General features: G+C 68.6%; 16 protein-coding genes and 1 tRNA gene. 13 read left to right on the top strand and 4 right to left on the bottom strand.

Features of this window, described 5'->3' with window-relative positions:
- Positions 1 to 11 precede the first annotated feature (11 nt).
- Positions 12 to 1,316 carry a Fic family protein gene (locus HUS56_RS15690; RefSeq protein WP_173924331.1) on the bottom strand — a complete coding sequence of 435 codons (1,305 nt, stop codon included), beginning with the start codon at positions 1,314 to 1,316 and terminating at the stop codon, positions 12 to 14.
- A gap of 364 nt (positions 1,317 to 1,680) precedes the next feature.
- Here HUS56_RS15690 and HUS56_RS15685 point away from each other — a divergent pair, with 364 nt between their 5' ends.
- Positions 1,681 to 2,181, top strand: coding sequence for a hypothetical protein (locus HUS56_RS15685; protein WP_173924330.1), 501 nt, complete (start codon positions 1,681 to 1,683; stop codon positions 2,179 to 2,181).
- Positions 2,182 to 2,190: 9 nt separating this feature from the next.
- Here the strand turns inward: HUS56_RS15685 and HUS56_RS15680 are convergent, their stop codons facing one another.
- Positions 2,191 to 2,505, bottom strand: a complete 315-nt coding sequence (locus HUS56_RS15680; RefSeq protein ID WP_217424033.1) for a hypothetical protein — start codon at positions 2,503 to 2,505, stop codon at positions 2,191 to 2,193.
- 206 nt (positions 2,506 to 2,711) lie between these two features.
- On the opposite strand from HUS56_RS15680, the gene HUS56_RS15675 reads away from it, so the two are divergent.
- The 4 genes from HUS56_RS15675 (at position 2,712) to HUS56_RS15660 (ending at position 9,629) form a co-directional block, all read left to right on the top strand.
- Positions 2,712 to 3,491, top strand: coding sequence for an IclR family transcriptional regulator (locus tag HUS56_RS15675; protein ID WP_254431488.1), 780 nt, complete (start codon positions 2,712 to 2,714; stop codon positions 3,489 to 3,491).
- Between the two features lie 131 nt (positions 3,492 to 3,622).
- Positions 3,623 to 5,839 (top strand): hypothetical protein, encoded by a 2,217-nt coding sequence (locus HUS56_RS15670; RefSeq protein ID WP_173924328.1) that lies wholly within the window; start codon positions 3,623 to 3,625, stop codon positions 5,837 to 5,839.
- A gap of 326 nt (positions 5,840 to 6,165) precedes the next feature.
- Positions 6,166 to 7,008, top strand: coding sequence for a class II glutamine amidotransferase (locus HUS56_RS15665; protein WP_173924327.1), 843 nt, complete (start codon positions 6,166 to 6,168; stop codon positions 7,006 to 7,008).
- 128 nt (positions 7,009 to 7,136) lie between these two features.
- Positions 7,137 to 9,629 (top strand): transglycosylase domain-containing protein, encoded by a 2,493-nt coding sequence (locus HUS56_RS15660; RefSeq protein ID WP_173924326.1) that lies wholly within the window; start codon positions 7,137 to 7,139, stop codon positions 9,627 to 9,629.
- Between the two features lie 57 nt (positions 9,630 to 9,686).
- Here the strand turns inward: HUS56_RS15660 and HUS56_RS15655 are convergent, their stop codons facing one another.
- Positions 9,687 to 10,325: an MBL fold metallo-hydrolase gene (locus tag HUS56_RS15655; protein ID WP_173924325.1), complete on the bottom strand. Its 639-nt coding sequence runs from the start codon at positions 10,323 to 10,325 to the stop codon at positions 9,687 to 9,689.
- Positions 10,326 to 10,387: 62 nt separating this feature from the next.
- Here HUS56_RS15655 and HUS56_RS15650 point away from each other — a divergent pair, with 62 nt between their 5' ends.
- Positions 10,388 to 11,290 carry a diacylglycerol kinase family protein gene (locus HUS56_RS15650; RefSeq protein ID WP_173924324.1) on the top strand — a complete coding sequence of 301 codons (903 nt, stop codon included), beginning with the start codon at positions 10,388 to 10,390 and terminating at the stop codon, positions 11,288 to 11,290.
- 20 nt (positions 11,291 to 11,310) lie between these two features.
- Here HUS56_RS15650 and HUS56_RS15645 read toward each other — a convergent pair whose 3' ends face one another.
- On the bottom strand, positions 11,311 to 11,637 hold the full coding sequence (locus HUS56_RS15645; protein WP_173924323.1) for a hypothetical protein: 327 nt from the start codon (positions 11,635 to 11,637) through the stop codon (positions 11,311 to 11,313).
- A gap of 157 nt (positions 11,638 to 11,794) precedes the next feature.
- Between HUS56_RS15645 and HUS56_RS15640 the strand changes: the two genes are divergently transcribed.
- The 7 genes from HUS56_RS15640 to HUS56_RS15610 all read left to right on the top strand — a co-directional run bounded on the left by HUS56_RS15640 (position 11,795) and on the right by HUS56_RS15610 (position 23,187).
- Positions 11,795 to 11,867, top strand: a tRNA-Glu gene (locus HUS56_RS15640).
- A 281-nt stretch (positions 11,868 to 12,148) separates the two neighbouring features.
- Positions 12,149 to 13,189, top strand: coding sequence for a TerC/Alx family metal homeostasis membrane protein (locus HUS56_RS15635; protein ID WP_173924322.1), 1,041 nt, complete (start codon positions 12,149 to 12,151; stop codon positions 13,187 to 13,189).
- A 125-nt stretch (positions 13,190 to 13,314) separates the two neighbouring features.
- Positions 13,315 to 14,208: a PP2C family serine/threonine-protein phosphatase gene (locus HUS56_RS15630; protein ID WP_254431487.1), complete on the top strand. Its 894-nt coding sequence runs from the start codon at positions 13,315 to 13,317 to the stop codon at positions 14,206 to 14,208.
- Positions 14,189 to 15,334 carry an FHA domain-containing protein gene (locus tag HUS56_RS15625; protein ID WP_173924321.1) on the top strand — a complete coding sequence of 382 codons (1,146 nt, stop codon included), beginning with the start codon at positions 14,189 to 14,191 and terminating at the stop codon, positions 15,332 to 15,334. The genes HUS56_RS15630 and HUS56_RS15625 overlap by 20 nt, the downstream gene beginning before the upstream one ends.
- Positions 15,334 to 17,001, top strand: a complete 1,668-nt coding sequence (locus HUS56_RS15620; RefSeq protein ID WP_173924320.1) for a serine/threonine-protein kinase — start codon at positions 15,334 to 15,336, stop codon at positions 16,999 to 17,001. Before HUS56_RS15625 ends, HUS56_RS15620 begins: the two co-directional genes overlap by 1 nt.
- The gene (locus tag HUS56_RS15615) at positions 16,998 to 17,699 is read left to right on the top strand and encodes a hypothetical protein (protein WP_173924631.1); all 702 of its coding nucleotides are present in this window, start codon (positions 16,998 to 17,000) and stop codon (positions 17,697 to 17,699) included. The genes HUS56_RS15620 and HUS56_RS15615 overlap by 4 nt, the downstream gene beginning before the upstream one ends.
- Before the next feature lie 157 nt (positions 17,700 to 17,856).
- Positions 17,857 to 23,187, top strand: coding sequence for an Ig-like domain-containing protein (locus HUS56_RS15610; RefSeq protein ID WP_173924319.1), 5,331 nt, complete (start codon positions 17,857 to 17,859; stop codon positions 23,185 to 23,187).
- Positions 23,188 to 23,248: the final 61 nt, after the last annotated feature.

Genomic DNA, 23,248 nt, shown 5'->3' with positions numbered 1-23,248 from the left:
GGCTCCGTCCGTCATGCGAGGCTGCGTCCGTCGTGCTGGGTCGTCTGCAACCGACCGAACTGGCCGAGCTCTGGCAGCGGCGGTCCCTGCTTCGGCCTGCCGCCGGTCGTGTCCCCGGCGCCGACGCGGTTGCTGCGCTCGGTGAGGGCGACGAGCGCGAGGTGCCGGTCCGCGGTCCAGCAGATGAGCCGTCCGCGCTGATCCTTGGTGCGGCCGAGGACGCCGGCCTCGGCCAGTTCGACGAGGGCCTTGTGTGCTGCGGTCTTCGAGACGCCGTGCGTGCGGGCGGCTGACTCGACGGTCAGGACGGGGTCGGTGGCGAGCCCGTCGAGGATGCGGAGGATCACGGCGCCGCGTCGCGGGACGGCCGGGCTGTGGCCCTGTGATCGGCGGTAGGCGACCAGGTCCTCACGGGTGCGTTCATCGAGCACGGCCAGGTCCGCGGAGAGCCGGACGGCGTTGCCGGCCGCGCGCTCGGTCGCCTGAGCGAACGCGATGACCCAGTCATCGAGTTGTGGTGGGTCGGCGCGGAATGCGGTGAGGCCGGCGATGTAGGCGCTGGTGTCGCCGGCGAAGACCGTGCTGATCGGGATGAGGATGTTGCGCAGTGCGTCCGCCCGGTGCAGCACCGTGTGGATGAGTGCACGGCCGGTGCGGCCGTTGCCGTCGATGAATGGGTGGATCGTCTCGAACTGGGCGTGGGCGATCGCGGCCCGGACGACCGGGTTGCCGGTGGTCTCAGTCACGAAACGTGCGAGGTCGGCGACCAGCCGCGGCACTTCGGTTTCGGGCGGTGGGATGAACTCGGCTCGCAGCGGGCTCCAGCCAGGACCACCGACCCAGTTCTGCTCGGTCCGCAACCCGGGCTCGAGCGTCGGCTCGATGGCGTGCTGCAGGCTCTCGATGTCAAGCACTGTGATGGGTCGGGAGCGGTCTGCGAGCGCGGCGATGGCGGCTTCGGTGGCGCGCACGTTGCCGATCACGTCGAGTGCGACCCGAGTGCCCGCGCTGAGCGCCTCGGCGATCGCCAGCCGCTTCGGGCTGATGCGGTTGCCCTCGATCCACGATGACGAGATGCTTTCCGAACGTATCAGCAGGTGATTCAAGTAGGCGCCGCGGGACCCGATCCGCTCGTCGGCGCGCGCCAGCACGGCCAGCGAATCCTCGGCTGCCGACTGTGCGCGCTCACTGAGGTGGGGGAGCGCGGCGCCCAGTTCGTCGGGGACGAAGGCGCGGTAGCGGCCGGGAGTGCGATCCCTGCGTCCGAGCTGGCCGTCGTCATCGGGGGCCCAGACTCGTTCGATGAAGGTCGGCATCGAGGCCTCCTAGCATGCGCGGAATCCGAATCAAATCAACCTTAGCGCATCTAAGGTTGATTTTAGCCTTCATGGGTTCATGAGGCGCTCAAGCGGATCCGTCTGCTCGAGCAGGCTGAAGTGATGCGCCGCGCGGTGCGCACCTGTCGCGGTCGACGCTCCCAAGCATGATGTACCCGCTGGTCCGTGAGTGGTCCCCATTTCCGCGGCAGAGATACCCTTTCCCCGCACTCTTTTGCCGTTGCCCATTGCGGCGCACAGTTCGGACTGCCATCCTGCTCCCAATCGGGGGAGTCGGTGCAACTTCCGCTGAGGACCCTTCTTCCAAGCTGGAGTTGCGCCCAGAACGTTGGGGAGGCCGATCATGGCTGGACATCATCGAGCTCAGTGGGCAACGGCGGCGGTTGCCGCGGCGCTCATATCCGTTGCGGTACCGGGCCCGGCATTCGCCGCTGAATTCGACTTGGTCGTACCGGCTGGCGCGGCTTGCGACTTCGAATTGGGCGTCACAGTCTCCGGCGGATCGTTGATCACGAGGGAATTCACTGATTCCGACGGGAATACCGTCCGGACGCTCGCCGCAGGACGTGGCTCTGATCTCACGTTCACGAACGTCGCCACCGATGCGACGGTCTCCTTGAAGGGCAACGGCTCCGTGACCAGCACGACGTTCCATCCGGACGGGTCCTTGACGGTCAGACTCACGGGACACAATGTGCTGATCCTGTTCCCGACCGACGTCCCGGCCGGCCCTTCGACCACGCTCCATGTCGGCCAAGTGACCTACGACGTCGACGTCGACGAGGTCTTCACGATCACGGGTTCGTCCGGTCGCACGAGGGACATCTGCGATGAGCTGAGTTGAGTTTCCGCTTCATCCGACCTGGGAGTAGTGCCGCACAATGGTATCTCGCTCGACGAGGTATCGATCGTCTTCCGGGTAGAACACGGCACGCTCGATGTCGTCACCGGCGAAGCCCTTGATCGCCTCGAGGCTCTGCCAGCGCGAGACGGTCACGATCTCGGTGATCGCGCCGGGGAGCTCCCTGGTGAGCATCCACGCATCGATGTTGCCCGGGGTCTTCCGGTACTCCTGCATTCCGGTCTGCTCGATGTAGTCGACGTAAGCGTGCCGATCCTCCGAGCGCACAGCGCCACGCCACATCCGCACAACGATGTTCGCATCCATGAGTCCAGCCTCGGCTGTGGACGGGCCGAGAGCACGGCCGGAACTGCCAAGTCCCGTCGGATTCGCGCCACCGCGCGGGACCGAAGTCCTGGGGAGGATGCTCGACCTCGATTCGGTTTCCGTTCGTCGGAACCCCGTTTGAACGGATGGGCGGTGCATGCCTAGCCTGTCTGCCACGTCGTCAGCAGACATGGTGGGGGAGTGGAGTGACAGCGAAGCCGAACGCGCGTGCCGGGGTGCTCGAGCGGGCGTTCGATGTGCTCGATTGCTTCACGGCTGACGAACCCGTCCTCTCCGCGGCCGAGATCGCACAGCGAACCGGACTCGCCGTCTCCTCGGTCCATCGACTCCTGGCGAAGTTGCTCACGGCAGGGTACGTGGAGAAGGTCCCGCCCCAGCGATACGCGGTCGGGCTCAAGCTGTGGAAGGTCGGAGAGCTGAATCCCGCCCTGCTCGAGCTGCGGGAAACTGCGCTGCCGCACATGCTCCGCCTGTACGAGGCGACCGGCGAGAACATCCAGCTGGCGGTGGTCGATGGGTGGACGCCCAGGACTGCGCGCGTGCTCTACATCGCTCGGGTGGTCAGCGTGTCCTCGGCAGCGACACTCACGAGGATCGGGGGCGCCTTCCCCCTGCACACGACCGGGGTGGGCAAGGCGCTGCTCGCGGCGCAGGACCGCGAGTGGCTCTCGGAGTACATCCGTGCAGGACTCGTCAAGGAGACCCAGCACTCCCTGACGAACGGGAGCGACCTCATTCGAGATCTCGAGAGGGCTCGCGCGCGAGGCTACGCGGTCGTCCGCGAGGAGATGACGCTCGGAACGGCGTCGGTCGCCGTCGCGTTCGACCGGGTGGCTCACCTCCCTGCTGCTGCCATCGGCGTCGTGACCGAAGTGACGAGGTTTCGCGAGCGCGAACTCAGCCCGATGGTGCTCGCCACGGCGCAGAAACTCCACGCAGTGCTGAGAGAGCAGTTCGACCGTTGACGCCGCGTGCCGTGCCAGATTCTCACTGGCTGCGAAAGTACGAAATACGGCCGGAAGGCTCCGGATAGGTTGTCGCCAAAGGTGGTGACAATCGCTCGGTCACCTCCGGTACCACTCAATGAGGAGTAGCTATGCGCTTGATGAGATATCCGGCCGCGGCGGCGGTCGTCGCCGCGGCGATGGTCGCGTCGTCGGCGACGGTCGCGACGGCTGCGACAGAAGGAGACGAGTTCGTCTTCTTGAAGCCGCATGTGTTGGACGCGTGGGCGGAGTACGCGGCATCCGACACCTACGACCTGCTCGAGCAGCAGGGCAAGATGGCGACACCGAACGTGTATCTGGCGGATGTGGCGAGAGGCACGGATGACACGGGGGTTGACCCGGCGGATTACTGGTACGTGCGCAACGGGGTGCCCGACGACGGCGTGACCCTTGCGCCCGAGGCGATCCTGTACGCGAACCTGCAGAACCTGAAGGCCGCGAACAAGATCGATGACGTGAACTTCACGCTCGTGATGAACCTTCCCCACTCGGAGAACGTGAGCACCGCCGAGGCCTACGAGTGGATGGATTCGATCCTCGCCGAGGCCGGCCCGTCCGACCCCGTCGACGTTGCGCCCGTGGCCGGAGCGTGGTGGGACGTGACCTCCTACGAGGGTGGAACGTTCACGGAGACCAGCTCCGGAGCCGTCACGGCGTCATCGGACACCGGGAAGCGAACGATCACCGTCACGCTCGACGGCCAGCACTTCTCGTTGACGCACTACTGGGGCTGGTACGCGGCGACGCCCAACAGCCCCAAGCAGAAGATGAGCATCTACGTGCCCGAGAACGTGCGGCCCGACAGCCCCACGTACTTCCGCACCAACAACGGCGGCTGGACCTCGAACAACTTCGCCGCGACCATCGTCGATGGCGGAACGTATGCCACCGGCAACCTGGCGTTCAACACCGTGCAGGGCGGTGGCAACAACAACCCGAACGTCCTCGGCGAGGTGCTCGACCGGGGCATGATCCTGGTGTCGTACGGCGCTCGCAGCATGAACGACGCTCCGGTCAACGGCCAGTACCTGGGTCACTCGCCGGCCACCATGACCGACACGAAGGCCGCGATCCGATTCCTGAAGTACAACCAGGTCTACGGTGGCCTGCCGGGCGACCCCGAGCGGGTCATCATCCACGGCATGAGCGGCGGCGGCGGACTCACCACCACCGTTGCGGCAAGTGGCAACAGCTCCGACTACTTCGACTCCCTCGCGCAGATCGGTGCGCTCGGCCTGACCGAGGCCGACGGCGAATACTCTGACGACCCGGCCGTGGGCGACGACGTCTTCGCCACGTTCTCCAGCGCCCCGATCATCGACTCGTTCAGGGCCGACCATCTGGCCGAGTGGATGTATAACCCGACGCGTCAGAAGATCAAGGACGGTGTCTACGCGGCCGAGACCGGTATCACGAGTGGCCGGAACAACCCGGCAGCGCTTGCGGAGTGGCAGTACCTGAGCGCTGCGGTCCTGGCGCAGAAGGGCGATGACTACACCTACGAGCTCGGACTCACCCCCGACGTCGTGAAGCGCACTCTGCTCGACATGATGGAGACCTCGCTCGAGCTGACGCTGAACGAGAACAAGTCCTACCGGCCCAACTTGGTGGACGTCTCGGCGGTCAGCACCGCAGTCGAAGCGAAGTCCGCGCTCGACACCTTCCTCCGCCAGCAGGATTCGAACCGAGCGGCGAACTGGGCGGGGCTTCCGCTCGACTGGTTCACCGTGACGGGAACGCCGGGAGCGTTCGAGGTGACGATCCCGGATTCCGGCTGGGACGGCCTCACCGAGTACCTGTACTGGGTGTCGCAGTGGACGAAGGGCACTCCGATCTCGACGGCCCAGGGGCTGCCCGCCGGCCTCGGCAAGGGCGGTCCGTTCGCCGGCGGTGAGGGGCTGCTCTTCGGAACGACGGACGCGCCGTACAGTCATCTCAACCAGGTGTCGTGGGCCATGGACCCGCTGAACTGGCACCTGTTCGGCGTGACGGCGAGCACCAACCCGAACACTGCGGAACGGCAGGCGGAGAACCGCGAGATCGCGATCACGTTGTTCGATGTGCTCCAGGGGCCGAGCTTCGAGGTGGTCCGCAGGCACGTCGACGAGGCCGAGCGCGACGGCAGCCTTGCCGGCTCGACCCTCGCCGAGGTGCGCAAGCACGTCGATCAGGCCGAGAAGCTCGCCGGCGGCTCGGCGGCCAGCCGCGCGGTGGTCGCACAGCTCGACAACGCAGCTCGCAAGTCGGGCCTGCCGGCCGACTCGAACGTCGTGCAGGCGCTCGAGGCGCTCGCAGACGCGAGCTGATCAGCTCGGAGCGGTGGGGGGTCGGTCCAGGCCGCCCCCCATCGGCGCGCCCAAGCGAGAGGCCCCGACCCGGAAGAAGGAAGTCGGGGCCACTCGTTCCCTTGGGTGTTGGGATCGGGACCGCGGTTCGGCGGGATGGGCACGAGCCCGCCCGCGGTGCCCCATATGCTAGCGAGCGGTCGGCCACCCCGAAGTCCCCAGAACTGGGCCATGAACGATCGGCACGATTCCACGCCCGTCCGTCACGCTCCCGCTTACCATGTGGCGCGAGCAGCGGCGTCCTGGTGGCCGGGTGCCGCGGCCGGGAGGCAAGGAGAGATGACGCCATGTGCCGCTGGCTCGCCTACTCCGGAGAACCCCTGCAACCCGCGACAGTGGTCCTCGATGCACAGCATTCGATCGTGAAGCAGGCGCTGAACTCGCCTCTCGGGGCGGAGACCGTGAATGGCGACGGGTTCGGATTCGGGTGGTATCCGAGCGGCTCGGTGGCGGGAACGATCCCCGCGGTGTTCCACAGCACGGAGCCCGCGTGGAACGACGAGAACCTTCGCGAGCTGACGCGAGCGATCGAGAGCCCCCTGTTCTTCAGCCACGTGCGTGCCGCCGGCGGCCCGCCCATCCAGCAGACGAACTGCCATCCGTTCCGGTACGAGAACTGGTTGTTCATGCACAACGGCTTCCTCACCGGATTCATGAAGATGAAGCGCGACCTCGTCTTCGCGGTGGACCCGTCGCTGTACCCGCACATCAAGGGCACCACCGACTCCGAGGTCATCTTCCACCTGGCCCTCACGTTCGGCCTGCGAGACGACCCCATCGCCGCGATCAAGAAGTCGGTGAGGCTCATCGAGTCCGTAGGACACGAGCAGGGCATCGCCTTCCCGATGCAGGGCACCATGGCGATCTCCGACGGTGCGACGATCTGGGCGTTCCGCTACTCCACCGAGGGCCGATCGCGGTCGCTGTTCCACTCCGTCGATATCGACACCCTCCGGCAGATGTACCCCGACGAGGATCGACTGAAGCTGTTCGGACGGAAGGCGAGGGTCGTGGTCTCCGAGCCGCTCAACGACCTGCCGGGTGCGTTCGTCGAGGTGCCCGAGTCGACCGTCGCCGTGCTCGACGCGGGCGAGTACCATCACGAGCCGTTCCTCGCCGAGGCGGCGTAGCGACAGCGCGCGGGAGGGCTGGACATCCGGTCCCGGCTGATGTTCCATTGAATTCGACGCAGCAGTCGAGAGCCCGCTGACCCGGGCTCTTTCCATCCGCGGAGGCGCGGGCTCAAGGGGGTGAGTCCATGGTCGGTCGGAACAAGCGGAACCGCGACTTCGCGGAGACGCGGACCGCCATCGGCGTGATCGGCGGTTTCGTGGGCCTGCTCGCCGCCAGCGCAGCCGCCGCGACGCTCGTCACCGTGGGAGTCACGCCCGCACTCGCGACCGTCGGGCTCGCGGCATCCGGAACCATCGGCATGTTCGAGAACCTGCCGGGGTACCTCGAGATCGGGGAACTCTCGGAGAAGAGCAACATCTACGCGACCGCTGCTGACGGCACACCGGTGCTGCTCGCGTCGTTCTACGACCAGAACCGCGTCGAGGTCGGCTGGGAGTCGATCAACCAGTATGTGAAGGATGCCGCGGTCGCGGGGGAGGATCCCCGCTTCTACGATCACGGCGGCATCGACCTGCAGGGCACGATCCGCGCAGCGCTCACCACGGCGACCGGGCGCCAGACGCAGGGCGGGTCGTCGATCGCGCAGCAGTATGTGAAGAACGTGCGCGTGCAGGAATGCGAGCGGGAGGCGAGCGTCACCGCCTTCGAGGGGATGTCGGAGGAGGAGGCGATCGCCCTCACGGGTGATGAGCGGTTCGCGCTCGTCGAGCAGGAGCGGCTCGGCTGCTACGACAAGGTCACCGAGACCACCATCGACCGAAAGCTCAAGGAGATGCGCCTCGCGATCGGCGTCGAGAAGCGCTATACGAAAGACGAGATCCTGCTGGGCTACCTGAACATCGCCGGGTTCGGCGGCACCGTCTACGGCATCGAGGCGGCCGCCAACTACTACTACAGCACCACCGCGGCGAACCTCACGCTGGCGCAGGCGGCCTCACTGATGGCGATCGTGAACAACCCGGCCAAGTTCCAGCTCGACAAGCCCGACAGCGAGACGAACGGCGTGGCGAACGGCTACGCCGAGAACACCGGCCGGCGCAACTACATCCTCACCAGCATGCTGGAGGAGAAGCGCATCACCGAAGCGGAATACCAGGAGGCGATCGACACACCCGTGCAGCCGGTCATCACTGAGCCGAGCACAGGGTGCCAGACCGCGTACGGCAGCGCGTACTTCTGCGACTACGTGAAGAACGTGCTGCAGCACGACCCGGCCTTCGGCGAAGACGCCCAGACCCGCATGATGAACTTCCGCCGCGGCGGGTACGACGTGTACACGACGCTCGACCTCGACCTGCAGGCGGCCGCAGAGCGCGCCATCGCCGAGAACGTGCCGGCGACTTTCCCGGGCTGGGACCTCGGCGCGGTCATCTCGAGCGTGCAGGTGGGCACCGGGCGCGTCCTCGCGATGGCGCAGAACCGCATCTACAGCCAGGATCCGGCCGTGCTCGCGCTCGGGCCCGAATACACGAGCATCAACTACAACACCGACTACGCGTACGGTGGCTCGAGCGGATTCCAGCCTGGATCGTCCTACAAGGTGTTCACGCTGGCGCAGTGGCTGAACGAGGGGCACGGCCTCGGGGAGCGGGTGGACTCCAGGCCGAAGAGCAACTGGGGCGTGTTCCGGGACAGCTGCGAAGGCCCGCACTACGCCGGTGACTGGAACCCGAAGAACGATGCGGGCGAGTCGGGCGCGAACTACAGCGCGATGGAGTCGACCGTCGGATCGATCAACACCGGCTTCATCGGCATGGCCAAGCAGCTCGACCTCTGCGGCATCCGCAAGACGGCCGAGGCGTTCGGGATGCATCGTGCCGACGGGAATCCGCTCGTGCAAGGCCCCTCGTCGGTGATCGGGACGAACGAGGTCGCGCCCCTCAGCATGGCGGTCGCCTTCGCCGGGATCGCCAATGACGGCGTGGCCTGCACGCCCATCGCCATCGACCGCATCATCGGCCGGGACGGCGAGGATATCGAGGTGCCGAAGTCGACCTGCACGCAGGCGGTCTCGCCCGAGGTCGCGGCGGCCATGCACACGGGCCTTCAGGCGGTCATGACGGGCGGCACGGCGACCGCGTCGTGGGGCGCGACGGAGCCGCGGGTGCCCCTGATCGGAAAGACCGGCACGACCGACGGTGCGAAGGACACCTGGATGGTCGGCGCCAGCAAGACCGTCGCCACGGCCGCGGCCGTCGTGAGCGTCAACGGTTCGGCGAACCAGCGCGCGATCTCCTTCGACAGCGGACAGGCGGCGACCGCACGGCACCGGATGTGGCCGATCGTGATGTCGGTCGCCAACGCGAAGTACGGCGGTTGGGAGTTCAGCACCGCCGGCATGGGACCGGTCGCGCCGCGGCAGGGGGAGCCGGCACCGACCCCCGACGACGAGATCGAGGAGAACGGCGACACGGAGCCGGCAGCGATCGCGCCGGAGGAGGCCGTGCCCGACGAGGCGGTACCCGATGAAGCCGTGCCCGGGGTGCCGGGGGATGTGCCCGACGCGGGCGTCCCGGGGACTGACCCCGACGTGCTCGAGCCGCAACCAGATCCCGGTATGCCGCCGTTCCCCGACTTCGCTCCGGGCTGGCCGTTCGCCGACGGGCCACCGGGATAGCGTCAGGCCGGCATCGAGCCCGACTGTCCGGCCGACCGCGAGACCGGCCCGACCTCGTCAGATGTCGAGGGTGTCGCCCGGCTCCAGCGCGACGAACTCGCCTCCGCCCTGCTCGGTCGCCCACGCGAGCCGCGTGTTCGAGAGGGTCTTGCCGGCCTGCGAGAGCAGCATCTCGTGCGTCGGGAACGCTCGTTGCGGCGCAATGGCCTGCACGAAGTCCATCGATTCGCTGAGCTTCATCCACGGCGCCGCCGCCGGCGCCGCGAGTACCTGGACCGCGACGCCGTCGGGCAGTTGGAACGAGTCGCCACCGTAGAAGAGCGCGTCGTTCACGAGCACGCCGACGTTGTCGATGATGGGGATCGACGGGTGGATCTGGGCGTGCGTGCCACCGAAGAAGCGGAGCCGGAACGGGCCGACGGTCACCTCGTCGCCGGGCTCGACGACCTCGATCGGGAAGCCCGATGCCGCCTCGGCGACCCCTGCCGGGCCGAAGAAGCGCACGCCCGGATTCGCGTCGCGGATGCGACCGAGTTGATCGGGCGTCCAGTGGTCGTCGTGCTTGTGCGTGATGACGACCGCGATCGCGCCGGCGGACTCGGTGATGGGGGTCGTGAACTTGCCCGGGTCGACATAGAGCTTGTCGCCGGAGGCGTCGACGACGAACGCGGCGTGCTCGAGCTTGGTGAGTCGCATGGTTCGAGCCAACACCGGGCGGCCGTCGTCGCGCAAGCCCGCCCCCCTGCCAGAATCGCACCATGTCACGTGGTCCGAGGCGCCTGCTCGTCGCCGTGAATCCGGCTGCCTCGTTCGGTCGCAATCGTGCCGTCGGGCCCGCCGTCGTGGAGCGGCTGCTCCAGGAGGGGCATGACGTCGCGATGCTTCGAGAGGCGAACCTCGAGCTGCTCCGGCGCGAGACGGAGTCGGCGTTCGCGCAGGGCACCGACGGGCTCGTGGTGGTGGGCGGCGACGGGATGGTGTCGCTCGGCGTGAACCTCGTCGCCGAGACCGGCGTGCCGCTCGGGATCGTCGCGACCGGCACCGGCAACGATCTCGCACGAGGCCTGGGTCTTCCGTTCGACGACCCCGCCGCCGCCACCGATGCGCTGGTCGATGCGCTGGCGAGGCCGCCCCGGGTGATCGATGCCGGGGTCATCCGACACGGGACGCTTCGCACCTGGTTCGCCTGCGTCGTGTCGACGGGCTTCGACGCGGTCGTGAACGAGCGAGCCAATCGGATGACGCGGCCACGCGGACCGAGCCGATACACGCTCGCCTTGGTGCGCGAACTCGCGACCTTCCGGCCTCGCACGTACACGATCACGATCGACGGTGTGCGCCGCGTGCAGCGCGCGATGCTCGTGTCGGTCGCGAACAACGCGTCACTCGGAGGCGGCATGCGGATCGTCCCGCACGCCGTGCTGGACGACGGCCTGCTCGATGTCTTCATCGTGCATCCGCTGTCGCGCGCGGGACTGGTCGCCGTCTTCCCGAAGGTGTTCTCGGGATCGCACACGGACCACCCGGCCGTGGAGTTCGCGCGTGGGCGCCGCATCCTGATCGAGGCCGAGGACATCGTCGCCTACGCCGATGGCGAGCGCGTCGGCATCCTTCCGATCGAGGTCGAAGTCACGCCGGGGGCGCTTTCGGTGTTCGTGTGAGCGCGCACCCGTCGTGCGCGTCAGGCTGCCGGAATCGGTGGGAACAGCGCGATCATGAGCACGACGACGAGCGCGAAGAGCACCTGTGCCAGGAAGATCACGGCCAGCAGCCCCAGCCGCCGACGTCGATGCTCGACGGTGAATCGCACGACGACCATGGCACCGAAGAGCACCACCGTGACGATCGCCCCGACGAGGGCGGCCGTCGATCCGAGCCTCCACCACAGCGCGACCATCGTGCCCGTGATGAGCACGGTGGCGATACCTCCGACGATCAGCCAACTCCGGCCACTCGACGTCGTCAGCGCCGGCTGATTCCGCATCCGCGTCGGGTCCTGTCGCACCATGACCACAGGATGGGTGACGCACTCCCGCGCCGCCAGGGGCTTGCGGAACACCGCCCGAACAGGGCGGGTTCCGGCAGTACACGGTCGAAGGATGCCCCCTGCGGTACGATTTGGCGGGAGGGCCCTGCCTATGCCATACTCTTCAAGTTGTCGATTCGGCCCCATCGTTTAGCGGCCTAGGACACCGCCCTCTCACGGCGGCAGCGCGGGTTCAAATCCCGCTGGGGTCACTCCGTGACATCCGACAGCACCGAATGCCTTCGCTTCCGCGAGGGCATTCGTCGTTCCGGGGACATTCACCCGTTCGAACGCCAGACGCATCCGTCGGCCAGACGCATCAGTTAGACTCGCCGCAGCGAAGGGGAGTATCCCGCGGAGCGAACGCTCCGGTCCATGATCGTCAATACGAGCGCCGAGTACGTCGCTCCGGTCGTGGCGGCACGTCGGAGGGCGCGGCCGGGAGAGACTTTCGGGCTCCGCACTACCCGCTGCTCACCGGAAGGCCAACCTCTTGCTCGACCTCCCACTCTGGTTCGAAGTCGGATCGCTCGTCGTCCTGTCGCTCATCCTCCTCGCCGACCTGCTGCTCGTCATCAAACGTCCGCACATCCCGTCGTTCCGGGAGTCGACCCTCTGGGTCGTGTTCTACGTCGTGCTCGCGCTCATCTTCGCCGTGCTGATGCTGGTGTTCGCGGGCGGCGAGTACGCGGGCCAGTTCATCGCCGGATGGCTGACCGAGTACAGCCTCTCGATCGACAACCTCTTCGTGTTCGTCATCATCATGGCGCGCTTCGCCGTGCCGAAGAAGATGCAGCAGGAGGTGCTCATGGTGGGCATCCTGCTCGCGCTGCTCTTCAGGGGCATCTTCATCCTGCTCGGCGCGCAGCTCATCGAGAACTTCAGCTGGATCTTCTACATCTTCGGCGCCTGGCTGATCTGGACCGCGATCCAGCAGGCCTTCCTGCACCGCGAGGAGAACGCGGAATCGTCCGAAGGCCTCGTGGTGCGGTTGCTGCGCAAGCGGGTGCGCATCTCCGACGATTACGACGGCATCAAGTTGAGGACCACGGTCGACGGCACCCGCATGTTCACGCCGATCCTGATCGTCTTCATCGCGATCGGCACCACCGACCTGCTCTTCGCACTCGATTCCATCCCCGCGATCTTCGGCATCACGCAGAGTGCCTTCATCGTCTTCACCGCCAACGTGTTCGCGCTCATGGGACTTCGCCAGCTGTACTTCCTCCTCGGCGGCCTGCTCGAGCGACTCGAGTACCTCAAGTACGGCATCGCGTTCATCCTGGCCTTCATCGGCGTGAAGCTCGTGCTGCACGCCCTGCACGTGAACGAGCTGCCGTTCCTCAACGGCGGCGAGCCGATCGAGTGGGCGCCCGAGATCTCGACGTGGACCTCGCTCGGCGTGATCGTCGCCGCGATGGCCGTCGCGACGGTCGCGAGCGTCATCAAGGCGCGGGTCGACTCGAACCGTCGGGGCGTCAAGCTCCTCGAGGAGGTGCCCCACTTCACCGAGGACGCGCCTCGCGATCGCTGACCGGATGCCGCGGGGTGCTCGCTCGGCAGCGGTCCTCGGCGTGGCCCCTGACTTGCTAGCGTGGAACGGCGGCGCCCGCGGTGGCGCGCGCCCCGAGCCCGAGACGAGCTGCAGCGAGGAGAACCGTGTCGATTGATGGCGAAGACGTCGTCGCCCTCCCTCGCGGCTCGGCCGTGATCGCGCACAGCGCCCAGACCGACGTCGGGCGCGCGCGACAGGTGAACGAGGACGCGTTCCTGGCCGAGGCACCGGTGTTCCTCGTGGCAGACGGCATGGGCGGACACGCGCGCGGCGACGCGGCGAGCAACGCGGTCGTCGAGACGTTCCGACGCCACCTCGAGGCCGGCCGGCCGTCGACGCCCGAGCAGGTGCTCGACGCCATTCACACCTCGAACGAGGCCGTGCGGGCATTGAGCGGTGAAGGCGAGGAGGGCACGGCGGTCGCCGGCACCACGCTCGCAGGGGTCGCGCTCGTCGACGCGGGTGATGGTGCCGGATTCCACTGGATGGTGTTCAACATCGGCGACTCCCGCGTGTACTCCTGGGACGGGCGCACGCTCGAGCAGCTGAGTGTCGACCACTCCGCCGTGCAGGAGCTCGTGGATGCCGGGCTCATCCTCCCCGACGAGGCCGAGCGACACCCTGAGCGCAACGTGATCACGCGCGCCATCGGCGCCGATGAGGTCGTCGATCCCGACATCTGGCTCATCCCCGCCACAGGTCGACAGGTCTTCCTCATCTGCTCCGACGGACTCTCGAAGGAGGTCGACGACGTCCGGCTCGCGGCCATCCTGGCCGGTGACACCGGGCACGCCGCAGGACTCGCGGGTGAACTCGTCGACGCCGCCCTCGAACACGGTGGACGCGACAACGTGACGGTCATCGTCGTCGAGTCCGACCTCGGATCGTCCGACGATGACCAAACGACGCGCGACCGCCCCGGCGGGCTGTCGCGGGCGGAGGAGGACACCACACCGCGAGACGGAGGAGGAGCAGAGCATGGCGACCTATCAGCCTGACCACGCGGCACGATGGCTCGCCGCCGTGCGCGGCGGGGTCGTGCTGCTGGCGCCGGCCGCGGCGGCGCCCGAGCTGGCTGCGCTGTGGCCCGAGCTGACGGACGACGACCCCACGTCGCGCGTGCTCGACCGGCTGACCGCAGGCGGACTGGCGGCGACACCGCCGTTCGCCCTGGTCGTGCGCGATGGCGACGACGGCTCGGCGCGGGTGGTCGTGCGCGGCGACCTGGTCGTTCGCGCCGACGGATCCGCGATCTCGGGTTCGGGCATCGCCACGTGGACCGAGCGCCTCGTCGAATCCGGCGAGCTCCGCGTCGAGGCACCCGACGCCGCGGATGACGCGGGGGGCGCGCCGCGATCGGGCGACCTCCCGGTCGCAGAGGCCATCGTGCCGGCGCGCGCGGTGATCTCGACCCGAACCGAAGCGGTGTCGGCCGAAGGGTCCGACCGACGCATGCCGTTGGAGGCATCCGTTCCCGATGGGCCCCTGCCGAGGTCGGCGCCGATCGCGGCACCCGTGCCCGTCGAGGCATCCGCACCGCTGGTGGCGCCGTCGTCGAGGGCCGCCGAGCAGACGATGGTGGCCGTCGAGGACACGATCGCGATCTCGTCGGCCACCGTGCGCCCGGCGACCGACGCCGGGGCGGCGATGTCGCTGCTCGAGGGCGACCACGACGGCCTGACGGTGGCGAGCATCGACCTCCGACGACTCCGCGAAGAGCGAGCGGCCCGCTCCTCCGGTGCATCCCCGTCGATCGGGCTCGCCGCTTCGCCGGCCGCCCTGGCGCCCCGATCGAGCCTCAGGATGCCCGACGGGTCCTTGGAGCCGATCGGCCATGAGATCGTCCTCGGCCGCGCGCCGAGCGTGAGCCAGGTGTCGGGTGGCCGCCTTCCCCGGCTGGTCACCGTCGGCGGCGACGATCCCGACATCTCGCGCAATCACCTGCGGATCACCCTCGAGGGCGACACCGTGGTCGTGACCGACCTGCACTCCCGCAACGGCACCCACGTGGTCGCGCCCGGCAGGGCGCCGGTCAAGCTGCGCGCCGGCGAACCGACGCCGGTGCTCACCGGAACCGTCGTCGACCTCGGCGGTGGTTGCACCCTCCAGGTGGTCGGGGCCTGATGCGCCGAGCTCCTTCGAGTCCTCCCGAGCTGCCCGGGTACACTCCAGTCCGCCTGCTGGGGTCGGGGGGCTTCGCCGACGTGTTCCTCTACGAGCAGCGACTGCCGCGACGCAAGGTCGCCGTGAAGGTGCTGCTCACCGAGGAGCTCGGGCGCGACACGCGGGCCCAGTTCGTCGCCGAGGCGAATCTCATGGCGCAGCTCTCGGCGCACCCGTTCATCGTCACGATCTTCCACGCCGACGTCTCGACCGATGGACGACCGTATTTCGTGATGGAGTACTGCTCCGGGCCCAGCCTCGCCGAGCAGTACAAGCGTGAGCGCTTCGTCGTCGAGGACGCACTTCGTACCGGCATCCGGCTCGCCGGCGCCGTCGCCACGGCGCACGCCGCCGGCATCCTGCACCGCGACATCAAGCCGGCCAACGTGCTCACGAACGACTACGGATGGCCCGCGCTCACCGACTTCGGCATCTCGTCGAACCTCGAGGGCGAGCTGCCGGTGCACACGATGACCGAGCCGCCCGACGCCTCGTCCACCTCGTCGGGGCAGTCGGCGGTGGGCATGAGCGTGCCCTGGTCGCCGCCCGAGATGTTCGAGGACGACCCGAAGCCCGATCAGCGCAGCGATGTGTTCTCGCTCGCGGCGACCGTGCACACGCTGCTCGCCGGGCGGACGCCGTTCGAGATCCCCGGACGACCCAACGGGTCCCTCGACCTGATCGGACGCATCGAGCGTGGCGCGGTCACGCCGATGGATCGCTCCGACGTGCCGCGCAGCCTCGCCGCCGTGCTCGCCAAGGGCATGGCGACGCGACGGGAAGACCGGTATCCCAGTGCGATCGAGTTCGCACGAGCACTCCAGCGGGTCGAACTCGAGCTCGGATACGCCGCCACGACGATCGAGGTCCCGAACCTCGAGACCGGTCGCGACACGTTCGCCGATGACGATGACGATGACGATGACGACGCGACCCGCGCCCGCGCGGTGCGCTCGGTCGACGCCCAGCCGCGAACCGCTCCCGCAGCGAGCGACCAGGACGCGACGCGTGCCCGCACGCCGATGCCGATCGCCGCGCAGCCGATGGCGGCGCCCCGCTCCGTCGACGAGGGCACCGTGCTCCGAGCACCGTCGGCTGCGCACCCGTCGGCGGACCCGGTCGACCAGACCGTGGCACGTGCCGCCGCGCGCACCGCCCCTCCCGCGGCGGAGGCGGGGCTGGCCGATGCGGATGCCGCACGGGCCGCGGTGCCCGCCCGACGCTCCCGGGTCGGCGCGATCGTCGGCGTCGCGGCATCCGTCGTCGTGGTCGCCTCCGTCGGCATCGCCGTCGCGCTCTCCGGGACGCTCCAACAGGGCTCGCCCGAACCGACGCCTGCTCCGGCCGGCGAGGACGCCATCATCGCGGCCACCGTCCCGATGCCGGTGGTCGAGGCGGGCGTGCGGTCGGCCGACGGCACGACCGTCGCCTTCCCCGTTTCACACGACGCCGCCGAGGACGGCGACCGCTACCGGTGGCAGCGTGCCGACGGCTCGGGCTCGATCGAAGTGGCCGAGGGTCCCGAGATCGTCATCCCCGGGGTGACCGCAGGGGAGCGGGTCTGCATCGACGTGCAGGTGCAGCGAGGCAGCAAGACCTCGGAGCCGGTGACGGGGTGCACGCCATGAGGCCGCTGCGCGTCGAGTTCTGCGGCGAGTGGTACACCGTCGAGGCGGGCGAGCCGTTCACGATCGGTCGCGAGTCCGACCTCACGATCGACGACAATCCGTACCTGCACCGCACCTTCCTCACTCTCTCGTCGGAGTTCGGGCTCTGGTGGCTCTCGAACGTCGGGCAACTGCTGTCTGCCACGGTGTCGGATGCCACGGGGAGCGTGCAGGCCTGGGTGGCGCCCGGTGCCAAGCTCCCGCTGGTGTTCCAGACGGTGCATGTCATGTTCAGCGCCGGGTCGACGACCTACGACTTCACGGTGCATGCCGAGGAGGACTTCTACAACACGTCGCTCACCGCTCGGCCCGATGACGGCGGCACCACGATCCTGCCCGTGACACTCACCAAGACCCAGCGTCAGCTCGTCGTCGCGCTTTCCGAGCACCTGCTGCGTGCCCCTGCGGCCGGAAGGGCCACGGTGCCCACTTCAGCCGAAGCGGCGGCACGCCTCGGTTGGAGCATGACGACGTTCAACCGCAAGCTCGACAACGTGTGCGAGAAGCTCGACAAGATCGGCGTCGACGGACTGCGTGGAGGCCGTGGAAAGCTCGCGACCAATCGGCGGGCGAGGCTCGTCGAGTACGCGGTCGCCACCCGTCTCGTGAGCGTCGACGACCTGTCGCTGCTCGACGGTGACGCGGGCGACGAGGGCTGAGGCGCACGGGACGACGCGGCACGGCGACGCATCGTGATGGGGAGATGTGCCCATTTCGAGGGCATCGGATCGCGTGTTAGCGTGAAAGCCGTCCGACCGCCGAGCGGTCGGATTTCCATTGCGTGCGATCGAGCGATTTCGTCCTGGGGAGTTGAGCGTGGGTACCTTCACGTCCTGGGCGCGTGGTCGCAAGCAGGTCGCGTCGGCGACCGCGCTGGCGGTGCTCGTCGGCGTGCCGCTCGGAATCGCGGTGCTGCACCAGGGGTTCCCGGTCACCGATCCCGACCTGCGCGCCCGGGAGGTCTGGGTCACCAACGCCGAGGAGCTGCTGGCCGGGCGCCTCAACCGCCAGATCGAGGAACTGGACGCGGCCGTGGCGACCGCGACGAACGAGATCGACGTCTTCCAGAACGGCGACGACGCGTTCCTGTTCGACCCGAGCGTCGGCTCGCTCGAGCGCATCGATCCGTCGTTCACGACCCTCGTGCAGCGGATCGACGTGCCGCCGGCGTCGAAGGTCGCCTACGGCGGCGACATCCTCGCGGTGCTGTCACCGAAGGGCGAGCTCTGGCGCGTGCCGGCGGGCGGCGAGTTGTCGTTCGACTTCCGCGGCAGCGAACCCGTCGCCGAGCTCGATGACCGGGCGCAGGTGGCCGTCAGCGCCGACGGCACCGTCTTCGCCACGTCGCCCGGCGATGGCGAGCTCATCACCCTGCGGCGCGACGGCGACGACCCCGAGAAATCCGAATTGCCGTCGCTCGGTCGACACCAGCTCGCGGCGGTCGGCGAACGCGCCGTCGTCTTCGATGTCGGGGCCGACGCGATCATCGTCGACGGGCGCGCGATCGAGCTGCCCGAGCCGGCCCTGCGGCTCCAGCAGTCGGGTCCCGAGCGTGACCGCGTCGTGCTCGCGACGGGATCGGGCCTGATCGACGCGCCGCTCGACGGCGGTGAGGCGCGCCTCATCGAGAACGGGGCGGATGCCGCGGCGACCTCGGGTGACGAGGTCGCGGCCCCGGTGCGGCTCGGCGAATGCATCCACGGTGCCTGGGCACCGACCGGGAGCTACCTGGCCGTCTGCGACGGCGAGGAGCCGAGGGCCGTCTCGATCGAGCAGCCCACCGCCGGCTCGCACCTCGAGTTCCGCGTCAACCGCGACGTGATCGTGCTGAACAACCTGACGAACGGCAACTCGTGGCTCGTCGACTCCGACCTGCGCCTGGTCGACAACTGGGAGGAGGTCACGCCTCCCGAAGAGAGCGACGAGCTGGAGGGCGACGAGAAGAGCTCCCAGCAGACCTTCGAGGACACGCTCGCCGAGCGCACCGACGTGAACCGGCCGCCGGTGGCACGCGACGACGACTACGGCGTGCGCCCCGGACGCACGACGATCCTCGAGGTGCTCGAGAACGACACCGATCCCGACGGCGATGTGCTGACGGTGGCCGGAACGACCGAGATCTCGGATGCGGCGGGTCGGCTCGAGCTCATCGACGGCGGCAGGGCGCTGCAGTTCTCGCCCGCCGAGGGTGCCGCCGGCACCGTCTCCTTCCGGTACTCGGTCGACGACGGCCGCGGCGGCGTGGCCGAGGCATCCGTCAACGTCCGTGTCGTGCCCGAGAGCGAGAACGCCGCCCCGACCTCGATGCGCTCGGGCGCCATCAGCGTCGAGCAGGGGCAGCAGCTCTCGTACAACGTGCTCGGCGACTGGAACGACCCGGATGGCGACGACCTCTACCTGGTGAACGCGTCGCCGACCGGCGGCGACGCCGTGCGTTCGAGCCCCGACGGGTACGTGACCTTCGAGCACCGCTCGGCCGAGCTCGGCCAGAAGGAGGTGCAGTTCACGGTCTCCGACGGCCGGGCGACCGCCTCGGGAACACTCGTGGTCGACGTGAAACCGACCGGAACGCTGAACCCCATCGGCACACCCGACTTCGCGCAGGTGTTCCTCGGCGAGACCGAGCTCATCGAGCCGCTCGCGAACGACCTGTCGCCCTCGGGCGCCGGCCTCGAGCTGCTCGGCGTCGACGAGATCCCCGAGAACGCCACGATCACGCCCAACGTCGAGCGGGGCACGATCGCGTTCTCGAGCAATGTCGCGGGGGAGTACGTCCTGCTGTACAACCTCGGCGCTGGTGCGTCGGTGAGCAAAGGCCTGCTGCGGGTGCAGGTCGTGGAGCAACCCGCCGAGGCACCGCCGCCCATCGCCGTGAAGGACACGGCGTACCTCCGGCCGGGCGAGCCCCTGACGGTGCCCGTGCTCGCCAACGACGTGTCGCCGTCGGGTCGCGTGCTCGCGGTGCAGTCGATCGACGACTCGGCCACCGAGGGACTGGTGTCGGTCGAGATCCTCACGAACACCGTCACGCGGGTCACGGCGTCGCAGGCGCTCGACCGGCAACTGCAGTTCAGCTACACGGTGTCCGACGGCGTGAACTCCTCGACGGCGACGGTCACCGTCGTGCCGGTTCCCCCGCTCGTGAAGCACCAGCCGCCCGTCGCCGTCGACGACGGCGCGATCGTGCGGGCCGGCGACATCGTGACCGTTCCCGTACTCGAGAACGACTACCACCCCGATGCCGCGCAGATCCACGTGCTGCCCGAGCTGGCCGACCTCAGCACGCCCGACGGACTCGCCTTCGTCGACGACGATGCCGTGCGATTCCAGGCGCCCGAGAGCGCCGGCGTGTACTCGGTCGTCTACACGGTCGCCGACGACTACGAGCAGTCGGCTCGTGCCACGGTGAGCTTCACCGTGGTCGCGAAGGATGCCGGGGAGAACCGCGCACCGCTGCCGACCCCGCTCACGTCGCGCACCTTCGCGGGCTCGGCCGTGAAGATCGACATCCCGCTCGACCAGCTCGACCCCGACGGCGACTCCGTGACCCTCACCGGCATCTCGGCGCCGCCCAACCTCGGTCGCGTGATCGAGCGCACGAGCACCTCGCTGACGTACGAGGCCTTCTCCGGCTCCGCGGGCACCGACTCGTTCACCTACGAGCTGCGCGACACGCTCGGGGCCACGGCCGAGGGCACGATACGCATCGGCGTGATCCCGCGGCCCGTCGTGCAGCTGCCGCCCACCGCGGTCGACGACACGATCGAGATGAGGCCCGGACGCACCGCATCGGTCGAGGTGCTGCTGAACGACTCCGATCCCAGCGGATTCAGCCTCAGCGTCGTCGACCTCCCCGACGTCGACGAGGGAATCGAGGCCGAGATCCGGGATCGACGACGCATCGTCGTCATGGCACCCGAGCAGGAGGCGGCGTACACGATCCGCTACGAGATCTCGAACGGCCACGGCGGCGCCGACACCGCGTTCCTCCAAGTGGCCGTCACGAACGACGCCGTCATCGATCCACCAACGGCCGAAGACCAGGTGATCGAGCCAGAGCAGGTGGTCGACGGCGAGCCGGTGACGGTCACGCCGCTCGCCGATGCCACGAATCCGGGCGGGCTCGTCGAAGACCTGGTGGTGAGCGTCGAGGGCCCCAACGCCGGGCGAGCCGAGGTGGCACCCGACGGCAGCATCGAGGTCACGCCCGGCCGCGAGCGTTTCGCGGTCGCCTACCGCCTGACGAACGACATCGACGACCTCTCGGCGATGGCGTTCGTGATCGTTCCGGCCGTGCCCTCGGGCGATGACACCGTCGAGGAGACGCAGCGGCCGAAGACGCCCGAGGAGCTCGCGGCCGAGGAGAAGGCGAAGTTCCCCGCGCCGTACCTCGCCGACATCGGCGAGGTCATCGTGCCCATGAACGGCCGGATCAGCTGGAACGTCGACGACCTCGTCGTCGTGCCGTCCGGCAATCCGGCGCTGATCCTCTCGGCATCGGCGACCAACGCGCGCGAGGCGGCGATGGTGAGCGGCACGGCGCTGCAGTTCGTGCCCGCGCAGGACTACCGCGGCGCGGCATCCCTCACCTTCGAGGTGACCGACGGCAAGAGCGCCACCGACCCGATCGGGCGGACCGCGATCCTCACCATCCCCATCACCGTCGGCGATCCCGACTTCAACGACACCCCGCCGACCTTCACGCCGCGCAGCGAGACCATCGAGGCCGGCGAGGGGCCGCTCGACGTCGACCTGCGCGCCTCGAGCGATCAGCCCAACCCCGACAACATCGAGCGGATCACCTACTCGAACCTCGGCGGCGCGTCGGCCGACATCCAGGCGCAGATCGTCGAGGGTTCGATCCTGCGGGTGTCTTCGCCGCTCGGCGTGCAACCGGGAACCAGCGCGAGGATCACCTTCGACGTGAGGTTCAACGAGTTCACGGTGCCCGGGTACGTCGACGTGAGCGTCGTGTCATCGACTCGGGCACTGCCGAGGGCGAACGACGACGCCGTCGAGCTGCAGCGCAGCGACTCCCGAACGGTCGCTGTGCTCGCGAACGACTTCAACCCCTTCGCGCCAGACAGCCCGCTTCGCGTGGTCGACGCGAGGATCGACCAGGCGGATGTCGGGACCGCCGCATCCGCGAGCTTCACGGCATCCGACGTGACGGTGCGCACTGGGTCCGGTTTCACCGGCACGCTGAGCGTGATCTACCGCATCCAGGATGGTACGCGTGATCCCGCCCGGGAGGTGCAGGGACGCATCATCGTCACGGTGCGCGACGAGCCCGATCGGCCGGCGCCGCCGAGCATCCAGGGTTCCGGGGATCGGACCGTGACCATCAGGTGGACGGCGCCGGCGAACAACAATTCCCAGATCGACGCGTACCAGGTCGACGTCAACGGGGCGATCCGGGACTTCCCCGCGACGGCAGCCGGCACGAACCAGGGGATCGGCGGACTCACGAACGGAACGGCCTACACCTTCGCCGTTCGGGCGCACAACGGAATCGGCTGGGGAGAGTGGTCGGCGCGCTCCGCGTCGCGGACGCCGTACGGAACCCCGAGCGAGCCCAGGGGCGTGCAGGCGTCCGCCGCGGGCTACGCGCCCACCCGCGTCGACGTGTCGTGGAACGCTCCGAGCGAGACCGGAGGTGGTGGCGTCACCTACCAGGCGCGCATCGACGGCGGCGGTTGGAAGAACGTCGACGGGCGATCCACGTCGTTCGCCGGCGTGGGCGCGGGCTCGCATCGGGTCGACGTGCGCGCTGTCAACAACGGTAGCGGCGCACCCGGCCCCATCAGTTCCGACACCGTCGGCGTGCAGAACCAGCCGCCGCCGCAACCCTCCGCCCGGATCTGCAAGGGAACCGCGAGCGGTGGTGGGCACGCCGTCGTGGTCCGGTACCAGAACTTCAGCAGTGGCGGCCACACGATGTACACGTCGCTCGACGGCGACTCGAGCGCGTTCTACCGAGAGACGTTCAGCATCGGCGGCGACGGGAGCCAGCGACTGCAGAACTGGCTGGGCATCCGGCACGAGGCCCAGATCTGGGTTGCTATCGACGGACCGTCGAGCATCTCGCGCACGAACATCATCTCCGGCGCCCAGTGGAACAACCTTGCGCCCGGCCAATGCAGTTGAGCGGGCCGACGCCACGGCCACTCGCCTGGCATCCGCTTGTGAACGAACTCGAAACGATGGA

This window comes from Agromyces sp. Marseille-P2726, assembly GCF_902809835.1.
GTDB lineage: Bacteria > Actinomycetota > Actinomycetes > Actinomycetales > Microbacteriaceae > Agromyces.
Note: the sequence above shows the minus strand (reverse complement) of the source record. Positions and strands in the feature narration are given on the sequence as shown.